A 15638-nucleotide genomic window follows, 5' to 3' on the forward strand; every position below is an offset into this window, starting at 1 on the left:
AGGTCGTCCGGCGCCCAGGTACGGACCATGTCTTCGATCACGAATCAGAGATCATGCCGCAGATCCATGACCATCCAAATGAGACACGCCCTAAGCTTGTTCTTTAACCTGGGTGTCTTTTGCGTTCTTCGAGGCTGAGCGCCCGTTTGGTGGTTTTGCCGACGTCATGGCGGGTGGCGGGCCGACGGTTCTTCGAGCCTGGAGGACGTCCGGGACCCGCATTGGTGGGTTTCGGTGCACCGGCTGGTCGGGTGGTCTTCGCGCGTAGGTTCCGAAACCCGCGACGCACCCGTGCCGGGGTGAGCCGGCCCTCAAGGGCGGGACGCTCCCACGGCCGGCGGAGGTCTTGGGCGAGGTGCCGGGCCAGACGCAGTTGGGTGTAGGCGGCGATCACGATCCACGTCCACCGGTCCGCCGCGTGCGGGTCGCGGAGCCTCGGCGCGGTCCAGCCGAGGGTCTGCTTGAAGAACCGGAACGTGTGTTCAAGGTCGAACCTGCGCAGGAACGTCTGCCACAAAGAATCCACCTGCGACGGTGAAGCGTTCGTGCGCGAAGACCACAACCACAACGGTTTCGGATCACCGTCACCCGGCAGATGATCCACGACGAGACGGATCAGAGTGCCTTCCAGCACCGGCAGATCACCGTCATACTCCAGCCAGGCCGCCCGGCGCGTCAGCCGCGGATGCAACCGGTCCCAGGCCGTCGCGGACGCTCTGCCGTAGCGGCTGGTATCGGTGAGCGTGACCACGCCCGGATCCGGCCACGTGCCGGGGTCAGCGAAGTGGAACTCACCACCGTGCTTGACCGGCCGGCCGATCGTCCCCACCACACGCGGCGGTGCCGGTAACCGGAACACCCGGTCCGAGCGCAGCCGACCCAACACCTCCACCGGCAGGTCCGCGAGCAGGAACGCCAACCGGGCCAGGTCGTAACCCGAGTCGAACACGACCAACACGTCCGGATCGCCCGGTTCCCACTGACCAGCCGTGACCAGCCGCTGCACCACCTGGCGCACCTGCACCGCGGTCACCTGCGCGACGTCATCGCCACGGCCCAACCGCACCGCGTCCAGGATCGCCGTCCACGACGTACGGCCCGGCTCCAACACGGCGACGAACGAGTACGGCCACCCCGGAATGAACTGATCTTTGTGGCGGCCACGGCCATACACGTGACAGAACAACCGATCCGGGCTCGTCGCCGCGTCCGGCCGCAGCCACGCACTGACATCCACCGCCAACATCAACCGGCCGTCACCAGCCCGCGGCAACGACAACCCGACCACCGCGGCCTGCAGCCGATCAACGTCGATCCGGCCCTGATTCAACGCGTCATACATCGCTCCGTGGCCACGCCGGTGTTCCGGCGCCAAACTCAACCCCACCAACGACTTCACCGGCCCGTCGGTACACAACAGCGCATCGGTCAACTCGAACAACGCGTCCGCACGGCCGGTCAGACACCGATGCAACTCACCCCGGAACCGGCCCAACTCCCCGAACACATCCGACCGACACCCATCAGGCACACTATTCAACGAGACAGCCCTTGGTATTGATGTTCTTCCCTCGACAAGAAGATCATCAACCAAGGGCTGTTCCCATGTTCAACCAGGTCTCACCACGATCCGCCCCAGGGTCGGGTGGCCCGGGGGAATCGCACCCCCGGGCTCCCTCGGAACGGAACGTGACAGTCTCCCGTCATTCCGCTCTTCTCATCGAACCCACAGGAAGTCGCGGCTCCACGCCCAGTGCTTGAACAGGCCGGGTTCTCGATCGATGAGCCCGGACCACCACGAGCTGATGACGGTGTTCTCCGGGCCGGCGCCCACCGATGTCAATCTCACGGGACTGTTCTCGGCGCTCGACATCGACGATCAGCCGGAGGGAATGCGGGTCACGCCGAAGCAGTCGACGCTGCTGACCGTGGCGAGCGAGCACGTGCTCGCCACGGTCGAGAATCGAGGGTCGGTCAATGTCCCGTCCGTCGACCGGGGTAGTGACCTGCTGCCGAAGACGCGCGGCACGAGAACCGCCTCCGGGGAGGTCTGGCGCACCCAGCTGCCGGGCACTGAGGCGGCCGCTCCCAGCATCGAGAACTATGCGTTCACCATGGGTTTCCCCAAGGGCGTCGCCGAGGTGCACCTCGACGCGTCGGAGGGTGTGTCGGAGGCGGAACTGCTCGGCTGGCTCGACGGCATCAACGTCGAGTGGTCCGGACGGTAGTCGGTGTCTCCCGTGTGGGCGCTCCTGCTTCTCACCTGGGTCGCGATCGTCGTGCTGTTCCTCGGCCTCGGCGCCGTCCTGCGCGAGGTCCGGCTGCTACGGGCCCAGGTCGACGCTGCGGCCGCGTCCGGTGAGCGCGTCGACATCGTGCTCCCCGCGACCGTGACCGGCGGCCGGGGTGGTCTGGTGCTCGCGGTCGACAGCGGCTGCCCGTTGTGCATCGCCGTCGTGCAGCGGGTCGCCTCCGTGACCTCCGGACTACAGGGCACGGCCGTCCTGCTGACCTTCGAACCCGAGGAGCAGTGGAGCGGGCTGAGCGGTGATCTTCGGGTGGTGCGCGACGAGCGGGCATGGTCGGCGATCGCGCACCTGAGCACTCCGATCCTGCTGCAGGTCGGCGCTGGCGGGCGAGTGGAACGTCTGCACCTGCCGGCCAACGAGCATGACGTCATTCCGGTGCTCCGTTCCTGGGGCATGTCGGATCGAACCGAGCAGAGAGGGCGGGCCGATGCCGCTTGATGTGGAACAGATTCCCGATACCGAGACCTCGAGCGTCACCGAACCGACCCGGGCGCTGAGCGGCCTGGGCAAGGCGTCCACCCGGCGCCGTACGGTCCTGCGTGGCGTCGGCCTGTCCGGCCTGACACTCGGTGCCACGGCGTTGAGCTGGTCCCCGGTGGCCGGTCAGCGGGCGGCGCGGGCGGAGAACGGCCCCAACGGGCTACGCGGTTGGGACCGCACGGACTGCCGCGACGCCTATCCGAGCGGATACACCGAGCAGCGGGACACCGGCGGGGCATACCAGAACGAGCCGGCCGCCTGCTTCGGCGGTGACTTCATGGGCAGCATGTACTGCACCTCGGGATGGCACAAGAAGGGCACTGTGCGAGACGCCCCGATCACCTATACCTACACGCCGATCTCGACGGCCTGCGGTTCCTCGTCCACGAAGAACGCGTGGAAATGGCGTGTCGGCGGCAGGACCTGGCGCTGCTCGGACGGTAACACTCGGGTGTCGGGCGGCGGATCGACACGGACGTACCTGACGATCTGTCGCGCCCCGGTCTGATGGCCGTCGCTACGCCGCAGCGCTTGCTGTGGCACCCGCTCGCCGCCACGGTGCTGATCGGTGCCGTGGCGGCGAGCGGTGTCCTGCTTCACCTGGGCGCCGTCTCCGCGGCCTCGTTGATCGGGTGGCTGGTCGCCGGTGCGGCAGGGGGCTTCGCGGTCAGCGGCTCCACTTGAAGCCGCAACTCGGCCTTCGTGCTGAACTCGCCGGTCTGGCGAGGTTCTCCGCAGTTAGCCTTCTGCCTGGGGCAGGTGCTCGGTGCACTGGCCACCGCGCTCGGCGCTCTCGTGCTCGGTTCCCTTGTCCGGCTGGCGGCGCCGCCGGTGGTGTGGATCGTGCTGCTGGTGTGCTGGTTCGGCGTCATCGCTGTACGGGAGTTCGGCGTCGTCTCCTTCGGGCTGCCGCAGAACGCCCGTCTGGTGCCCGAGACCGTGTTCCGGCACGGACGGTTCTTCGGTCCGCTGCAGTTCGGCCTCGAGATGGGGACCGGCCTGCGTACTTACGTCACCAGCGGCCTGCCGTATGTCCTGCTGCCGGCTGTCGCCCTGCTCGCGTCGCCGGTCGCCGCGCTGGTCGCGGGCGTGGGTTTCGGGCTCGGTCGCTCCCTCATGACGTCGTCCAACCTGCGGTTCAGTGACGACAACTCCTGGGACCTCGAGTTCTCGCTGTACGAGCGGCAGATCAAGACCATTCTGATGGTGGCGTTCGCCACAGGACTCTGGTTGGTGATGAGCTGACGCGACATTTCTCTGGCGCCTGCAACAGACGCTCCGGCTCCGGCGTACTAGAGGGCGGGAAACAACGGAGGTGACATGACGGACACGACGTTCGACGAGTTCTTGCGGCAGGCGCTGCCCGGTCTGGCTCGCTACGCCTACGTGCTCGCCGGCGATCGGCATGCGGCCGAGGATCTGCTGCAGGACTCTCTGGTCAAGGCCATGGGCGCCTGGCCGCGGATCCGGCAGGACGGCAACCCGGTCGGTTACGTCAGGACCATCATGGCGCGGACCAACGTGAGCCGGTGGCGTCGTCGGCGGCCGTCGGTGCCGGTCAGCGACGCTCTCGGCGTCAAGGATGTGGCACTGGAGGGTGTGGAGCACCGCGACGAACTCCGCCGGGCGCTCGCCACCCTGTCACCGCTGCAGCGGACGGTCCTCGTCCTCGGTTTCCTCGACGGGGCCGAGGACGAGGAGATCGCTCAGTTGCTGCACCGCCGGCCCGCCACCGTCCGTTCCCTGCGGCATCGCGCGCTGCAGAGCCTGCGCCGCAATCTTCGGATCGAGGAGCCGCGGTCGCAGGACCGGGCGGACCTTCAGGAGACGTCATGACGGAAAAGCTGGAAGAGCTGCTCGCCGCCGAGTTCCGGGGCGGCCGCTACGAACTACAGGTCGACGCGGATCGTCTCAGCACGACGCTGAGGCGGCGCCGTTCGCGCCGGACCGCCGTCACGGCGGCGGCCGCGGTGTGCGGGCTGGCGCTGGTGGCCACCGCGGGAGTCGGCATGCTCAACGTCTTCGGCCCGGGACCGAGCCAGGTCCAGTCGGCCGGTCCGGCGCCGGCGACCTCGGCCGTGGTGGCGTCGCCCACGGTGGCCGCGAAGCGGATCCGGGCGGACAGCGTGCAGCTCGGCGACGCGGTGGTGCGCGGCCTTCCCGCCGAGGCGAAGCTCGTGGACGCCGGCGCCGCGCTCGCCCGGCCACCGGCCGTGGTACTACCGCAGACCGGCGACCGGGCGGTGCTCACCGTGCCGGTGGACCAGGGCACGGAGATCCGGCTTGCCGTCGTCGCCGACGCCGAGGACCACCCGGGCCTGCCCGGAATGCCCGATGAGCAGGACTGGCTCGGCTCTCTGGGTGGCGCACATGCCCTGCTCACCGTCGACGACGTCACCGACACGACCTACCTCAGCGTGAACACGCCCACGGGTCGGCGCTGGCACCTCGCGGCATCCGGCCCCGACGCCGCCGCTCGACTCACCCTCGTCCGGGCAGTGACCGTCGCGACCGTTGCCGGCACCTGATTCATCCGCGCCGGACGCCGCTACCGGCCCGGACGGGCCTGGCGAGGCCGGCGAGCTGCGGGACCAGCCAGGCGATCAGCGCGACCAGTATCGCCGCGCATCCCACGGCCAACCGCTCCCCCGCGGCGGCGTCTGCACCCAGTGCAGGCGCCGCCACAGCGGCGCTGATGCAGAACGCCCACGCCCGCGCGACGACGCCCCAGGAAACGGCGCCGCTGCCACCGAAGCATCCACACGGCACGCCGGGCCGCCGGACGCGCAGCACGGCGGTGTATACGCCGAACGCCGCGTAGACCGCAGCGACCGCGACCATCGGCAGCGAATACCTCGCCAGCCACCCCGCAACGGCTCTGTTGCGTTGGCCCATCGGCAGTTCAAGGCAGGCTTGACCGGTGAAGCATGCTGCGCGGACTCGTCGCTGGGCGCCTCCCCCATCGGCGTTCGCAGGGTTCCGGTTCCCGGCCGAGGTGATCATCGTGGCGGTCCGGTGGTGCCTGCGTTACGGGCTCTCCTACCGCGATGTCGAAGAGCTACTCGCCGAACGCGGGATCGAGGTCGACCACGTCACGATCTACCGCTGGGTGCAGCGGTTCACCCCGCTGCTTGCCGACGCCGCCCGGAATGCCCGCCACTCCCCCGGCGACCGATGGTACGTCGACGAGACCTACGTCAAAGTCAACGGCGTATGGCGCTATGTCTACCGGGCGATCGACCAGCACGGTCAGGTCATCGACGTGCTGTTCTCGGCCCGCCGAAACGCCGCAGCCGCCCGCCGGTTCTTCACCCGGGCGCTGCGGACGCTGAAGGTGACGCCGAGCGAGGTGGTCACCGACGCCGCACCGGTCTACCCCGCCGTGCTCGAAGAACTGCTCCCGGCGGCATGGCACCACGTCGAGCAGTACGAGAACAATCCGATCGAAGCCGATCACGGCCAGCTAAAGCGCCGACTGCGACCGATGCGTGGACTCCAAACCGATCGGACAGCCCAGGTGGTCATCGCCGGGCACGCCTTCGTGCAGAATCTGCGACGCGGCCACTATGACATCGCACTCGACACTCCGCCGGCCACCAGACTCGTCGCCGCGTTCACCGAACTCGCTCGAGCCATCTGACCAACGGCGGCCGAGCACTCCTCGCGCATGCCGAACAGATAACGCAACGGAGCCGCCCGTATCGTCAATGATCAGCACGCCATCCGGGTCGCCCAGATGCTCGAACACATAGTCCCGCAGATCGTCACGCACCGCGTCGATGTCCCAGTCCGCCCACCGCAGCAACCGTTGCATCCCGTCCGGCGACACCTCGCCGGCCTGCTCAGCCAGAGTCCAACCGTTCGTACGGTCCAAACCCGCGACCAGCCCGGCCAGATACTGCCGCGCCCGCCGCCGCGGCTCCGAACGGGTGAACCGCCCCGAGATCCGGGCATGCAACCGGTCCAACTCCGCAGACCATCGACCAACATCAACCGCCGCCACAAACAGCTCAACGAACCGATCATCGATACGTTCCGCCTACCGAGTGCCGTTGCAGTACTAGGGCCAGCTCGACGAATCGCGAGGGCTGCCGCACGCGTGCGGGGGTCCACGCCGCCTCGGCCATCGTCTAGCGTGGCACGCCTCGACTACCGAACTCGGTGTAGATCCGATTGCATTCGGGAGATGCGGCTGGTCGTTGCCGTGCACTCACATCGCCCAGTTCCGGGCACCGGACGGGTACAGAAGGTCTCCACGACCTGAAACGCCGGATGTATGGACGTGCCAGCTTCATCCCTCTCCGCCACCACATCCTCCTCGGCTGACATCACGATGCGTCACCACCGAAACTGCGACAGAGCCGTTCGTTGTACACCCTTGCCGTGATGCCAGGCTGGTGCCGACTCGCCATTCGACCATGAGCGCGGCAGGTAGCGGTCGGCCATGGTCGGCGCCGGCCGAACGGGCTCTACCACGCCTGACTCCGCGGGTCGTGGCCGGCTGGGCGTGACCGGCGGCCCGTACTCTGGCGGCGGCGTGTCCGTGACATCCGTTCTACATGCCGGTGCCGTCGGGTTGGGCGACGCTGCCGCCGATGGTGCCTCGTGCCGGCAGGGGACGGCTCACACCGATGGATGAGTATCAGCTGGCGCCTGCGGTGACGCGGGTCAGACGTCCCACGACACCGGCGACCAGGTGCTGGTCCAGGTCGCCCGACTGCTGCAGGCCGGACTGGCCGCGGTCGCCCCTGAAGGATTCGTAGCCCGCCTCGGCGGCGAGGAATTCCTCCTGGTGCTACCCGCTACCCAGCTCGCCGCAGCCACCGGGCAGCTCGACGCAATCCGGCGGGCCATCAGCACTTACGGCTGGCAGGACGTCACCGGAGAGCTGCCCGTAACGATCAGCATCGGTGTTGCCACCGTGAGCGAGACAGCGCCGCGCAGCCAGTCCGCGGCGCTGTCCACCGCCGACCGCAACCTCTACGCCGCGAAACGCGCCGGGCGTAACCGCGTCGTCGCGGGCACAGCGCGCGAGCACCACCCTCGCGCGTACCGCGATCGAAGCGCGGACTGACTTACCGCGGGTAGCGGGGGCCGCGGGTAGCGGGGGCCGCGGATCCTCGCACGGCGCGGATTACATTGAGCTGTAACTTCACAACTTCCGTAACGCAGGTTACATTCTCGGGGATCACTACTCCGGGAGGGCATCCACATGCGCACCAGGTTTCTGGCCGCTGCGGCGGTGACGGCAGCTCTGGCACTGTCCGCCGCCGGCTGCGGCGCATCCGACAGCGGATCCGCCGATGCCGCGCCGAAGGCGGTCAGCGTGACCGTCGAGGGGGCGGGCACGGTGACGACCGATGCGAAGGTCGCCGCGAAGCTGCCCAAGGACGTCCGCGACAAGGGCAGCGTCATCGTCGCGACCAACGCCCCGTACGAGCCGTTCATCGACTTTCTGGCCGAGGGCAAGACCGACGCGTTCAAGGGTCTGGACTACGACCTGTTCACGGCGGCATCCGCGCGGCTCGGCATCACCGCGAAGTTCTCGCAGCAGCCGTTCGACGGTCTCGTGCCGGGCCTGCAGGCGGCGAAGTACGACGCGATCGCCGGCGGTGTCACCGACAAGAAGGAGCGTCAGCAGGTCGCGACGTTCGTCGACTACTCGGCGTCCGGCACCGGGTTCCTGGTCCGGGCCGGCAACCCGGGCGGGGTGAGGACCGTCGCGGAGCTGTGCGGCAAGAAGGTCGCCGTGCAGAAGGCCAGCAACCAGGCCAAGCACCTGGCGGCGTACAGCAAGGACAGCTGCGGGAGCAGCGCCATCGCGGTGCGGGAGTATCCGGAGAACCCGCAGGCGGTGCAGGCACTGCTCGCCGGCAACGTCGACGCGGTCGCCGCCACCAAGGTCAACCTGGTCGACACCGCGGGCTCCCTGACCGGCAAGGCCGAGCTGATCGAGGACCCGGCCGCGCCGAACGGCTGGCTGGCCAGCCCCAACGGCTTCGGCTTCCTCAAGTCTCGCAAGGATCTCGCCGAGGCGTACCGGGCGGCGCTGCAGTCGCTCGTGGACGACGGCACGTACGGCAAGGTCCTGGAGCACTGGAAACAGCAGCCGATCGCGCTCACGCAGATCACCGTCGACAAGGCCATCGACTGACCGCTGGTCGCCGTTACCCCGCGACTTCCCCGACCCGCGATCGCCGGGTGCCGCACCGTCTGCTGAGAGGGCGGACCGCTGCCGGCACCCGGCGATCGCGCCATATTCCGTGACGAAGGAACTGAGGCCATGAATACCACCAGTGTGCGTGCCGTGCCGGTGCGCCACTACGGCCGGTGGGCCGGTGCCGCCGCGCTGGTCCTGATCGTCGTGCTGTTCTTTAGGGCGTTGCTGGACAGCCCCAACCTCGACCCGGCGGCGATCGGCACGTACCTGTTCAAGGACTACGTGCTGCGCGGCGTCGGCGTGACGCTGCTGCTGACCGGCGTCGCGATGGTGCTCGGCACCGCCGGCGCCGTCGTGCTCGCCGTGCTGCGCCTGTCCGCGAACCCGGTGCTGCGCGGCGGCGCCTGGGCGTTCATCTGGTTTTTCCGCGGCACCCCGTTGCTGGTGCAGATCATCTTCTGGGGTTTCCTCGGCGCGCTGTTCCCCCGGATCACCGTCTCGGTGCCGTTCGCCGGGACGCTGTTCGACCAGCCGACGAGCGTCGTCGTGTCCGGCACGACGGCGGCGATTCTGGCGCTGTCGCTCAACGAGATGGCCTACGCGGCGGAGATCGTGCGCGGCGGCATCCTCTCCGTGGACCGGGGCCAGACCGAGGCGGCGCACGCGCTGGGCATGAGCCCGGCGCTGACGATGCGCCGGATCGTGCTGCCGCAGGCGATGCGGGTGATCATCCCGCCGATGGGCAACGAGACCATCACCATGCTCAAGTCCACGGCGTTGGTCTCGGTGATCGCCGGGCACGACCTCATGACCGTCGTGCAGGGTGTCTACGGCACCAACTACAAGGTGATCCCGCTGCTCGCGGTGGCGGCGCTGTGGTACCTGGCATTGGTCAGTGTGCTGTCGGTGGTCCAGTTCTTCGTGGAGCGGCGGTTCGGCCGCGGCTTCGCCGTACCGAGAGGTGGTCTGCGATGAGCGTGCCCATGGTCGCGGCCGAGGGCGTGCGTAAGCGCTTCGGCGGTCATGAGGTCCTGCGCGGGGTCGACCTGCTGGTCGCGCCGGGCGAGGTGTGCTGCCTGCTCGGCCCGTCCGGGTCCGGCAAGTCCACCCTCCTGCGCTGCATCAACCATCTGGAGACGGTCGACGGCGGCAGCCTCCGCGTCGACGGTGCTTTAGTGGGGTACGTGCAGCGCGGCGACCGCCTGTTCGAGCTTCGCCCCCGCGAGGTGGCCGCCCGGCGGCGCGAGATCGGCATGGTCTTCCAGCGGTTCAACCTGTTCCCGCACCTGACCGCGCTGCAGAACATCACTGAGGCGCCACTGCGCGTGTTGCGTGAGCCGGCCGACGAGGTCCGCGAACGGGCCGTGGCACTACTGCAACGGGTCGGCCTCGCGGACAAGGCCGACGCGTTCCCAGCCCAGCTGTCCGGTGGGCAGCAGCAACGGGTCGCGATCGCGCGTGCCCTGGCCATGCGCCCTAAACTCATGCTCTTCGACGAGCCGACGTCCGCGCTGGACCCGGAGCTCGTCGGCGACGTTCTGGCCGTCATGCGCGGCCTCGCCGCCGACGGCATGACAATGGTGGTGGTCACCCACGAGATGGGCTTCGCCAGGGAGGTGGCAGACACTGTCGCGTTCCTCGACGACGGGCTCGTCTTGGAGGCCGGCAGCCCGGGCGAGGTGCTCGTCAACCCCCGGCACGAACGCACCCGCGCGTTCCTGTCGAAGGTCCTGTGAGCATCCGCGACGCCGCCGAGGCGCGCACCCCTTCCTACGTGGAGCGTCTCGGCCGGCTCGTCGGCATTGACTCCGGCTCCCGTGACCTGGTCGGACTGCGCGAGGCGGCGAACGTCCTGGCCGGCTGGTGCACCCTTGCCGGGCTGTCGACGCACCTGGTGCCGGTGCACGACGCCGCCGCGGCCCCGCTCGGCGACGCGGTCGTCGCCCGGATCCGCGGCACGGGCAGCAAGCGAATCCTGCTCGCCGGGCATCTCGACACCGTCTTCACTGCGGGGACCGCCGCCGCCCGCCCGTTCCGGGTCGACGGCGCCCGGGCGCTGGGGCCTGGGGTCTGCGACGACAAGGGTGGCGTCCTGGCCGGGCTGTGCGCGGTCGAGACGTTGCTCGACAACGGCCGCACCGCGTTCGGGGAGCTCATCCTGGTCGCCACGCCGGACGAGGAGATCGGATCGATCGGCAGCCGGGCACTGCTCGGCCGGCTCGCAGCCAGCGCCGACGTGGCGTTGTGCCTGGAATGCGCCCGGGAGAACGGCGATCTGGTCTCCGCCCGCAAAGGCGTCGCCGACATCGAGCTGGTGCTGCGCGGCCGTGCGGCGCACGCCGGGATCGAGCCGGAGCGCGGCGCCAACGCCGCCCTGGCGGCCGCCAGGCTCACCATCGCACTGCAGGAGCTGAACGGGCGTTGGCCGTCGGTGACCGTGAACGTCGGCGTCCTGCAGGCCGGGCAACGTGCCAACGTGGTGGCGGACCAGGCCCGTCTCGTCGTGGACGTGCGCGCCGATCGGACCGACGCGTTCGACGAGGCCCTCGCCGCCATCGACGCGCTGAGCCAGGAATCCTATGTGGATGGTGTTGCGGCGGAGCTGTCGTTGCACGCGCCGACGCCACCCTGGGAACGCTCGGCCGCGACCCGGCGGCTGGTAGAACTGGCAGCCAAGGTCGGGGCCGGGATCGGCGTCGAGGTCCAAGACGCGGCCACCGGCGGCTGCGCGGACGCCAACCTGTTCGCCGCGGCCGGTCTCGCCGTGCTGGACGGACTGGGTCCGATAGGCGGCAACGACCACAGCACCGATGAGTGGCTCGACCTGACGTCGGTGCCGGACCGGGTCGCCCTGCTCGCCGGCCTGGTCGACGCCGCGGCCCAGGACTGCGTCGAGGTCGAGGCGTAGGACCGCCGAGAAGGGGCCCCTTCGCCGGGGCCCCTTCATGGTGGTCAGCGGATCCGGACGAGCACCCCGGTGAACGTGACGGCGTCGCCGGACCGGAACCCGGTGAAGCCCGGACCCCTGGTCAACGCGACGGTGAAGGCCGGGTCCGTCTCGTGCGTACGACCCGACACCCGGCGGCACCCGTCGACCAGTCCGAGGGCGAGCGTTGGCAGTACGTCTGTGCCGAACACGTCATCGGACGGGGACACCGGGCATCCACCCGTACCGTGGAAGCGGGGTTTCGTGGTGGACAGCCGCCAGCGGCGGGCATCGTAGGCGTCGCCGTCGGTCAACCGGGCCCACCGCACGTCCCGGATCGACCACCCGGCCGCACGCCGGTCCACCCGCGCCGACCGCAGGTCGAACACGTGCACGCCGCTCGCCCCGACCACCCGCATGGACTCCCGCCGGGTGCCCACGCCGGTGACCTCGAGGGCCGTGTCCTGGTCCAGCCCGAACACCCGGTCGTGGTGCGTGTCCGCGGCCAGCCGGATCGAGCGGCCCTGCCGGCCGCGGGTGGAGAAGTGGGTGTCGAGCAGCCCGGCCCGGAAGAAGCCGAAGCCACCCTGCGGCAGGTAGCCCAGCACGCCGGCGTCGTCGAAGTAGCCGGGTGCGCTGCCGTCGCGAAGACCTTCATAGGACTCACCGCCGGTGAGCATGTCCGCGCCGGCCTGGATCTGCGCCCCGGCGCTGGTGCCCGCGACCACCGCACCGGCACGTAGCCGAGCCCGGATCGCGGCGAGCACCGCCGAATCTGTGCCACCGGCGCGCCGCATGGTCGTCACATACCGGTACTGATCGCCGCCACCGAAGAAGAACCCGGTCAGCCCCCGCACCTGCGCCACGACCGCCGGGTCGTCGGCCGCGGTCACGTGATCGAGATCGATCGGGATCCATTCGGCGTGCGCGCCGTACCGCTCGAACAGCGCCGCGTAGTAGTCGCCGTTGCAAACGCTGTTGTTGCAGTCCGGGGTGCCGGCGTCGGGATCCTCGGCCGGCGTCGAGGACGCCGCGGTGACGATGCCGATCCGGGCGCGGCCGGGGCCGCCGGCCAGGCGGACGATGTCGTCGTAGACCGCCGCGTTGCCGTCGGACAGACCGCCACCGACGAGGACCAGGCTGCCGCCACCGTCCTGCGGATGGTGACCGGACGCCGGTGACGCCGCGAACGCGATCGCGATGCAGACGCCGGCCAACGCGGCCGGCAAACGTTTCCTGGGCATGGCTGCTCCTCTGACGAACCGAGAGAGGGCGGACCGTGCGCCATCACCCTACGGCCACCGTCGATGTAACAGCAAGCACACCTTTCACCAGTCCACGCAATTCTGTAACGTGAGTTTCAAACCTCCGGAGGCGTCATGCATCTCGCCCGGCTCTGCTCGGCCGCACTGCTGGCCACCACCCTCTTTGTGCCACTCATCGCCACCTCCGCACACGCCTCGGTCACCCGGGTCCGGCAGGGTAGCGCCGCCGACGTCTCCCGCAGCGGTTGGGCAGGCCCGGCGTACGTGATGAACGGGTCCGGCGCGGTCGAGCCGGCCACCATGACCAGCGCTCTCACCGCCGTCCGCGGCGGCACCGGCACCCTCGACGTCGTCGTCATCGCCGGATCCGGTTCCACCACACCCGAATGCGACGTCGTCATGGGCCTCTCGGGCGTCAACTCCTGCACCACGCTCACCCTCACCACCGCGACCGACGGCAACAACGCCCAGGTCAACACCGACATCCGCAACGCCGAATTCGTCTACTTCGCCGGCGGGGACCAATGCCGCTACGCGGGGTGGAAGGGCACCGGGCTGGAGGCGTCCGTCGAATCGGTGGTCGCCAAGGGCGGCGGTAGCGGCGGCGGCAGCGCCGGCCTCCACCTCAACAGCGACATCGTCTACGACGCCTGCGGCGGCAGCGCCACCTCCGCGACGGCGCTGGCCAACCCCTACAGCGCCGCCATGACATTCACCACCGGCATGTTCGGCTGGCCGAACTACCTCAACACCATCAACGACTCACACTTCGTCGCCCGCGACCGGATGGGCCGCACCATGGCCTTCGTCGCCCGCGCCATCGCCGACGGGCACACCACCGCGGGGAAGTCCTGGGGAATCGGCATCGAGGAGGGCGGCTCGTTCGTCATCGACCGCAACGGCCTCGCCACCCTGTCCGGGCAGAACGCCTACATCGTGCTCGGCGACCACACCCCCGAACGCGTCGCACCAGGCCAGTCCCTCACCTACTCCGGCTACAAGATCTGGCGGATCACCCCGGGCGGCACCTTCGACTTCAAGAACCGCCCCACCTGCGGCTACTACCTCAGAAGCGTCACCAACGGCACACCAAGCGCCAACCTGTACAACGGCACCCCGGTCACCGACTGCAGCGGCGGGGACGGATCCCCGCCCTCGATCACCGAGACCGAACCCAACAACAGCCGCAGCGCCGCCAACACCGCCACGGTCCCCGCGACCGTCGCCGGTGACATGGCCACCAGCCGCGACCGCGACTACTACAAGCTCGCCCTCGCCGCCGGCCGCACACTCACCGCCGACTGCGCCGTGCCCAGCGCCTACGACGCCGACGTCTACCTGCTCAACAGCGGCGGCGGCACGCTGACCCGCTCGGTCAACGACGGCACCGGCACGGACGAGACCGTCACCCACACCAACACCGGGGCCAGTACCGCCACGCTCTACCTAGACGTGGAGGCCTACAGCGGCACCGGCACCGCCGACTACACGTGCACCCTCACCACGACCTGAGTGTTGTCTACGCTGATCCCATGACGCAGACCCTCGGTGTCGCGGGAACCATCCGCGCCCGGCTGGGCGAATGCAGCCCAGCCGAGCGCCGGGTCGGCCGGGCCCTGCTCGCCGCCTACCCGACCGCCGGCCTCGAAACCGTCGCCACCCTCGCTGAACGCGCCGAGGTCAGCGCCCCCACCGTCCTGCGTTTCCTCACCCGCCTCGGGTTCGGCAGCTACCCCGACTTCCAGCGCGCACTGCGCGACGAACTCACCGAACGCGAAACCTCACCGCTGTCGGCCTACAGCCCCGACGAGCCCGCCGACGGCTCGCTCGCCCGCGCGGCCGCGGTGTTGCCGACCGCCGTCGCCGACACGCTCGCCGAGCTGCCCGACGCCGAGGTCGACCGCGCCGTGCGGCTCATCGCCGACCAGCAACTGCGGGTCACCGCCTACGGGGGCCGGTTCTCCTCCCTGCTCGCCGAGTACCTCGTCCTGCACCTCATGCAGATCCGCGGCAACAGCCGCATGCTGCCAACCGGACCCGTGCAACGCGTCGATGCGCTCGTCGACGTCGGGCGCCGGGACCTGTTCGTCCTCTTCGACTTCCGCCGGTACGAACAGCCGACGCTCGAACTGGCCCGCGCCGTCACCCAGCAGGGCGCCAGGATCATCCTGTGCACCGACCGATGGCTCTCCCCCGTCGCCGGCCTCGCCACCGTGGTACTTCCCAGCCGGGTCGACTCGCCGTCACTGTACGACAGCTTCGTCCCAGCGCTCGCCGTGCTCGAAACACTCGTCGCCGGACTCATCGACCGACTCGGCCCAGCCGTCAGACAACGCCTCGCCGCGATCGAAGCCGCCGGCCAGCCCTACCTTTAGCTAGCTACTTGACCGGAGGGGCCTGCCGCGGGGGACTGTCTCGCTAACGGTGTTTCCGGCGTCTTCGGTTAGTAGGTTTCGGCGGCCGGGAACCGGTCGCCGAAGGTGATAGAGAAGGCGTTC

The 15638-nt window shown here is 69.4% G+C and carries 17 protein-coding genes and 2 pseudogenes; 15 read left to right on the forward strand and 4 right to left on the reverse strand.

The genetic code is table 11. The features are described 5' to 3' along the window. Window positions 1–103: 103 nt before the first annotated feature. Complete coding sequence (locus tag AB0B58_RS41735) at window positions 104–1540, reverse strand: NF041680 family putative transposase (protein ID WP_360236776.1); 1437 nt, start codon at window positions 1538–1540, stop codon at window positions 104–106. A 241-nt stretch (window positions 1541–1781) separates the two neighbouring features. Between AB0B58_RS41735 and AB0B58_RS41740 the strand changes: the two genes are divergently transcribed. From AB0B58_RS41740 to AB0B58_RS41770, 7 genes are all read left to right on the forward strand, one after another. Further along, window positions 1782–2228, forward strand: a complete 447-nt coding sequence (locus tag AB0B58_RS41740) for a hypothetical protein (protein ID WP_360236779.1) — start codon at window positions 1782–1784, stop codon at window positions 2226–2228. A gap of 12 nt (window positions 2229–2240) precedes the next feature. Further along, a complete protein-coding gene (locus AB0B58_RS41745; protein ID WP_360236782.1) occupies window positions 2241–2747 on the forward strand; it encodes a hypothetical protein in 507 nt (168 codons plus the stop codon). Beyond that, complete coding sequence (locus AB0B58_RS41750) at window positions 2737–3297, forward strand: hypothetical protein (RefSeq protein WP_360236785.1); 561 nt, start codon at window positions 2737–2739, stop codon at window positions 3295–3297. Before AB0B58_RS41745 ends, AB0B58_RS41750 begins: the two co-directional genes overlap by 11 nt. Window positions 3298–3320: 23 nt before the next feature. Beyond that, window positions 3321–3473: a hypothetical protein gene (locus tag AB0B58_RS41755; RefSeq protein ID WP_360236788.1), complete on the forward strand. Its 153-nt coding sequence runs from the start codon at window positions 3321–3323 to the stop codon at window positions 3471–3473. A gap of 18 nt (window positions 3474–3491) precedes the next feature. Further along, window positions 3492–4034 (forward strand): hypothetical protein, encoded by a 543-nt coding sequence (locus AB0B58_RS41760; RefSeq protein ID WP_360236791.1) that lies wholly within the window; start codon window positions 3492–3494, stop codon window positions 4032–4034. A gap of 75 nt (window positions 4035–4109) precedes the next feature. After that, a complete protein-coding gene (locus AB0B58_RS41765) occupies window positions 4110–4625 on the forward strand; it encodes a SigE family RNA polymerase sigma factor (RefSeq protein ID WP_360236794.1) in 516 nt (171 codons plus the stop codon). Then, a complete protein-coding gene (locus AB0B58_RS41770; RefSeq protein WP_360236797.1) occupies window positions 4622–5317 on the forward strand; it encodes a hypothetical protein in 696 nt (231 codons plus the stop codon). Before AB0B58_RS41765 ends, AB0B58_RS41770 begins: the two co-directional genes overlap by 4 nt. 1 nt (window position 5318) lies before the next feature. Here the strand turns inward: AB0B58_RS41770 and AB0B58_RS41775 are convergent, their stop codons facing one another. Next, window positions 5319–5792, reverse strand: coding sequence for a MauE/DoxX family redox-associated membrane protein (locus AB0B58_RS41775; protein ID WP_360236800.1), 474 nt, complete (start codon window positions 5790–5792; stop codon window positions 5319–5321). On the opposite strand from AB0B58_RS41775, the gene AB0B58_RS41780 reads away from it, so the two are divergent. Continuing rightward, window positions 5710–6429 carry an IS6 family transposase gene (locus tag AB0B58_RS41780; RefSeq protein ID WP_360236803.1) on the forward strand — a complete coding sequence of 240 codons (720 nt, stop codon included), beginning with the start codon at window positions 5710–5712 and terminating at the stop codon, window positions 6427–6429. The two genes, AB0B58_RS41775 and AB0B58_RS41780, sit on opposite strands and share 83 nt — an antisense overlap. A gap of 54 nt (window positions 6430–6483) precedes the next feature. Here AB0B58_RS41780 and AB0B58_RS41785 read toward each other — a convergent pair. Then, a pseudogene (locus tag AB0B58_RS41785) lies at window positions 6484–6792 on the reverse strand (transposase); the annotation flags it as partial. 684 nt (window positions 6793–7476) lie between these two features. Between AB0B58_RS41785 and AB0B58_RS41790 the strand changes: the two are divergent. From AB0B58_RS41790 to AB0B58_RS41810, 5 genes and pseudogenes are all read left to right on the forward strand, one after another. Next, window positions 7477–7863 (forward strand): annotated as a pseudogene (locus tag AB0B58_RS41790) (GGDEF domain-containing protein); the annotation flags it as partial. Between the two features lie 138 nt (window positions 7864–8001). Next, window positions 8002–8943, forward strand: coding sequence for a transporter substrate-binding domain-containing protein (locus AB0B58_RS41795; protein ID WP_360236805.1), 942 nt, complete (start codon window positions 8002–8004; stop codon window positions 8941–8943). Between the two features lie 129 nt (window positions 8944–9072). Then, a complete protein-coding gene (locus AB0B58_RS41800; RefSeq protein ID WP_360236808.1) occupies window positions 9073–9924 on the forward strand; it encodes an amino acid ABC transporter permease in 852 nt (283 codons plus the stop codon). Next, the gene (locus AB0B58_RS41805) at window positions 9921–10685 is read left to right on the forward strand and encodes an amino acid ABC transporter ATP-binding protein (RefSeq protein WP_360236811.1); all 765 of its coding nucleotides are present in this window, start codon (window positions 9921–9923) and stop codon (window positions 10683–10685) included. The genes AB0B58_RS41800 and AB0B58_RS41805 overlap by 4 nt, the downstream gene beginning before the upstream one ends. After that, window positions 10682–11857, forward strand: a complete 1176-nt coding sequence (locus tag AB0B58_RS41810) for a M20/M25/M40 family metallo-hydrolase (protein WP_360236813.1) — start codon at window positions 10682–10684, stop codon at window positions 11855–11857. The genes AB0B58_RS41805 and AB0B58_RS41810 overlap by 4 nt, the downstream gene beginning before the upstream one ends. A gap of 44 nt (window positions 11858–11901) precedes the next feature. Here AB0B58_RS41810 and AB0B58_RS41815 read toward each other — a convergent pair whose 3' ends face one another. Continuing rightward, a complete protein-coding gene (locus AB0B58_RS41815) occupies window positions 11902–13119 on the reverse strand; it encodes a cyanophycinase (RefSeq protein WP_360236816.1) in 1218 nt (405 codons plus the stop codon). 135 nt (window positions 13120–13254) lie between these two features. On the opposite strand from AB0B58_RS41815, the gene AB0B58_RS41820 reads away from it, so the two are divergent. Beyond that, window positions 13255–14652: a hypothetical protein gene (locus AB0B58_RS41820; RefSeq protein WP_360236819.1), complete on the forward strand. Its 1398-nt coding sequence runs from the start codon at window positions 13255–13257 to the stop codon at window positions 14650–14652. Window positions 14653–14672: 20 nt separating this feature from the next. Beyond that, window positions 14673–15515, forward strand: a complete 843-nt coding sequence (locus AB0B58_RS41825; RefSeq protein WP_360236822.1) for a MurR/RpiR family transcriptional regulator — start codon at window positions 14673–14675, stop codon at window positions 15513–15515. Window positions 15516–15638: the final 123 nt, after the last annotated feature.

The organism is Actinoplanes sp. NPDC049118 (assembly GCF_040648555.1).
Classification (GTDB): Bacteria; Actinomycetota; Actinomycetes; order Mycobacteriales; family Micromonosporaceae; genus Actinoplanes.

Excerpts from the sequence above, each read along its gene's own strand:
- AB0B58_RS41820 (WP_360236819.1), top strand. The coding sequence starts at position 13,255 with ATGCATCTCGCCCGGCTCTGCTCGGCCGCACTGCTGGCCACCACCCTC.
- AB0B58_RS41750 (WP_360236785.1), top strand. The coding sequence starts at position 2,737 with ATGCCGCTTGATGTGGAACAGATTCCCGATACCGAGACCTCGAGCGTC.
- AB0B58_RS41825 (WP_360236822.1), top strand. The coding sequence starts at position 14,673 with ATGACGCAGACCCTCGGTGTCGCGGGAACCATCCGCGCCCGGCTGGGC.
- AB0B58_RS41815 (WP_360236816.1), bottom strand. The coding sequence starts at position 13,119 with ATGCCCAGGAAACGTTTGCCGGCCGCGTTGGCCGGCGTCTGCATCGCG.
- AB0B58_RS41800 (WP_360236808.1), top strand. The coding sequence starts at position 9,073 with ATGAATACCACCAGTGTGCGTGCCGTGCCGGTGCGCCACTACGGCCGG.
- AB0B58_RS41775 (WP_360236800.1), bottom strand. The coding sequence starts at position 5,792 with ATGATCACCTCGGCCGGGAACCGGAACCCTGCGAACGCCGATGGGGGA.
- AB0B58_RS41795 (WP_360236805.1), top strand. The coding sequence starts at position 8,002 with ATGCGCACCAGGTTTCTGGCCGCTGCGGCGGTGACGGCAGCTCTGGCA.
- AB0B58_RS41765 (WP_360236794.1), top strand. The coding sequence starts at position 4,110 with ATGACGGACACGACGTTCGACGAGTTCTTGCGGCAGGCGCTGCCCGGT.
- AB0B58_RS41805 (WP_360236811.1), top strand. The coding sequence starts at position 9,921 with ATGAGCGTGCCCATGGTCGCGGCCGAGGGCGTGCGTAAGCGCTTCGGC.
- AB0B58_RS41770 (WP_360236797.1), top strand. The coding sequence starts at position 4,622 with ATGACGGAAAAGCTGGAAGAGCTGCTCGCCGCCGAGTTCCGGGGCGGC.
- AB0B58_RS41740 (WP_360236779.1), top strand. The coding sequence starts at position 1,782 with ATGAGCCCGGACCACCACGAGCTGATGACGGTGTTCTCCGGGCCGGCG.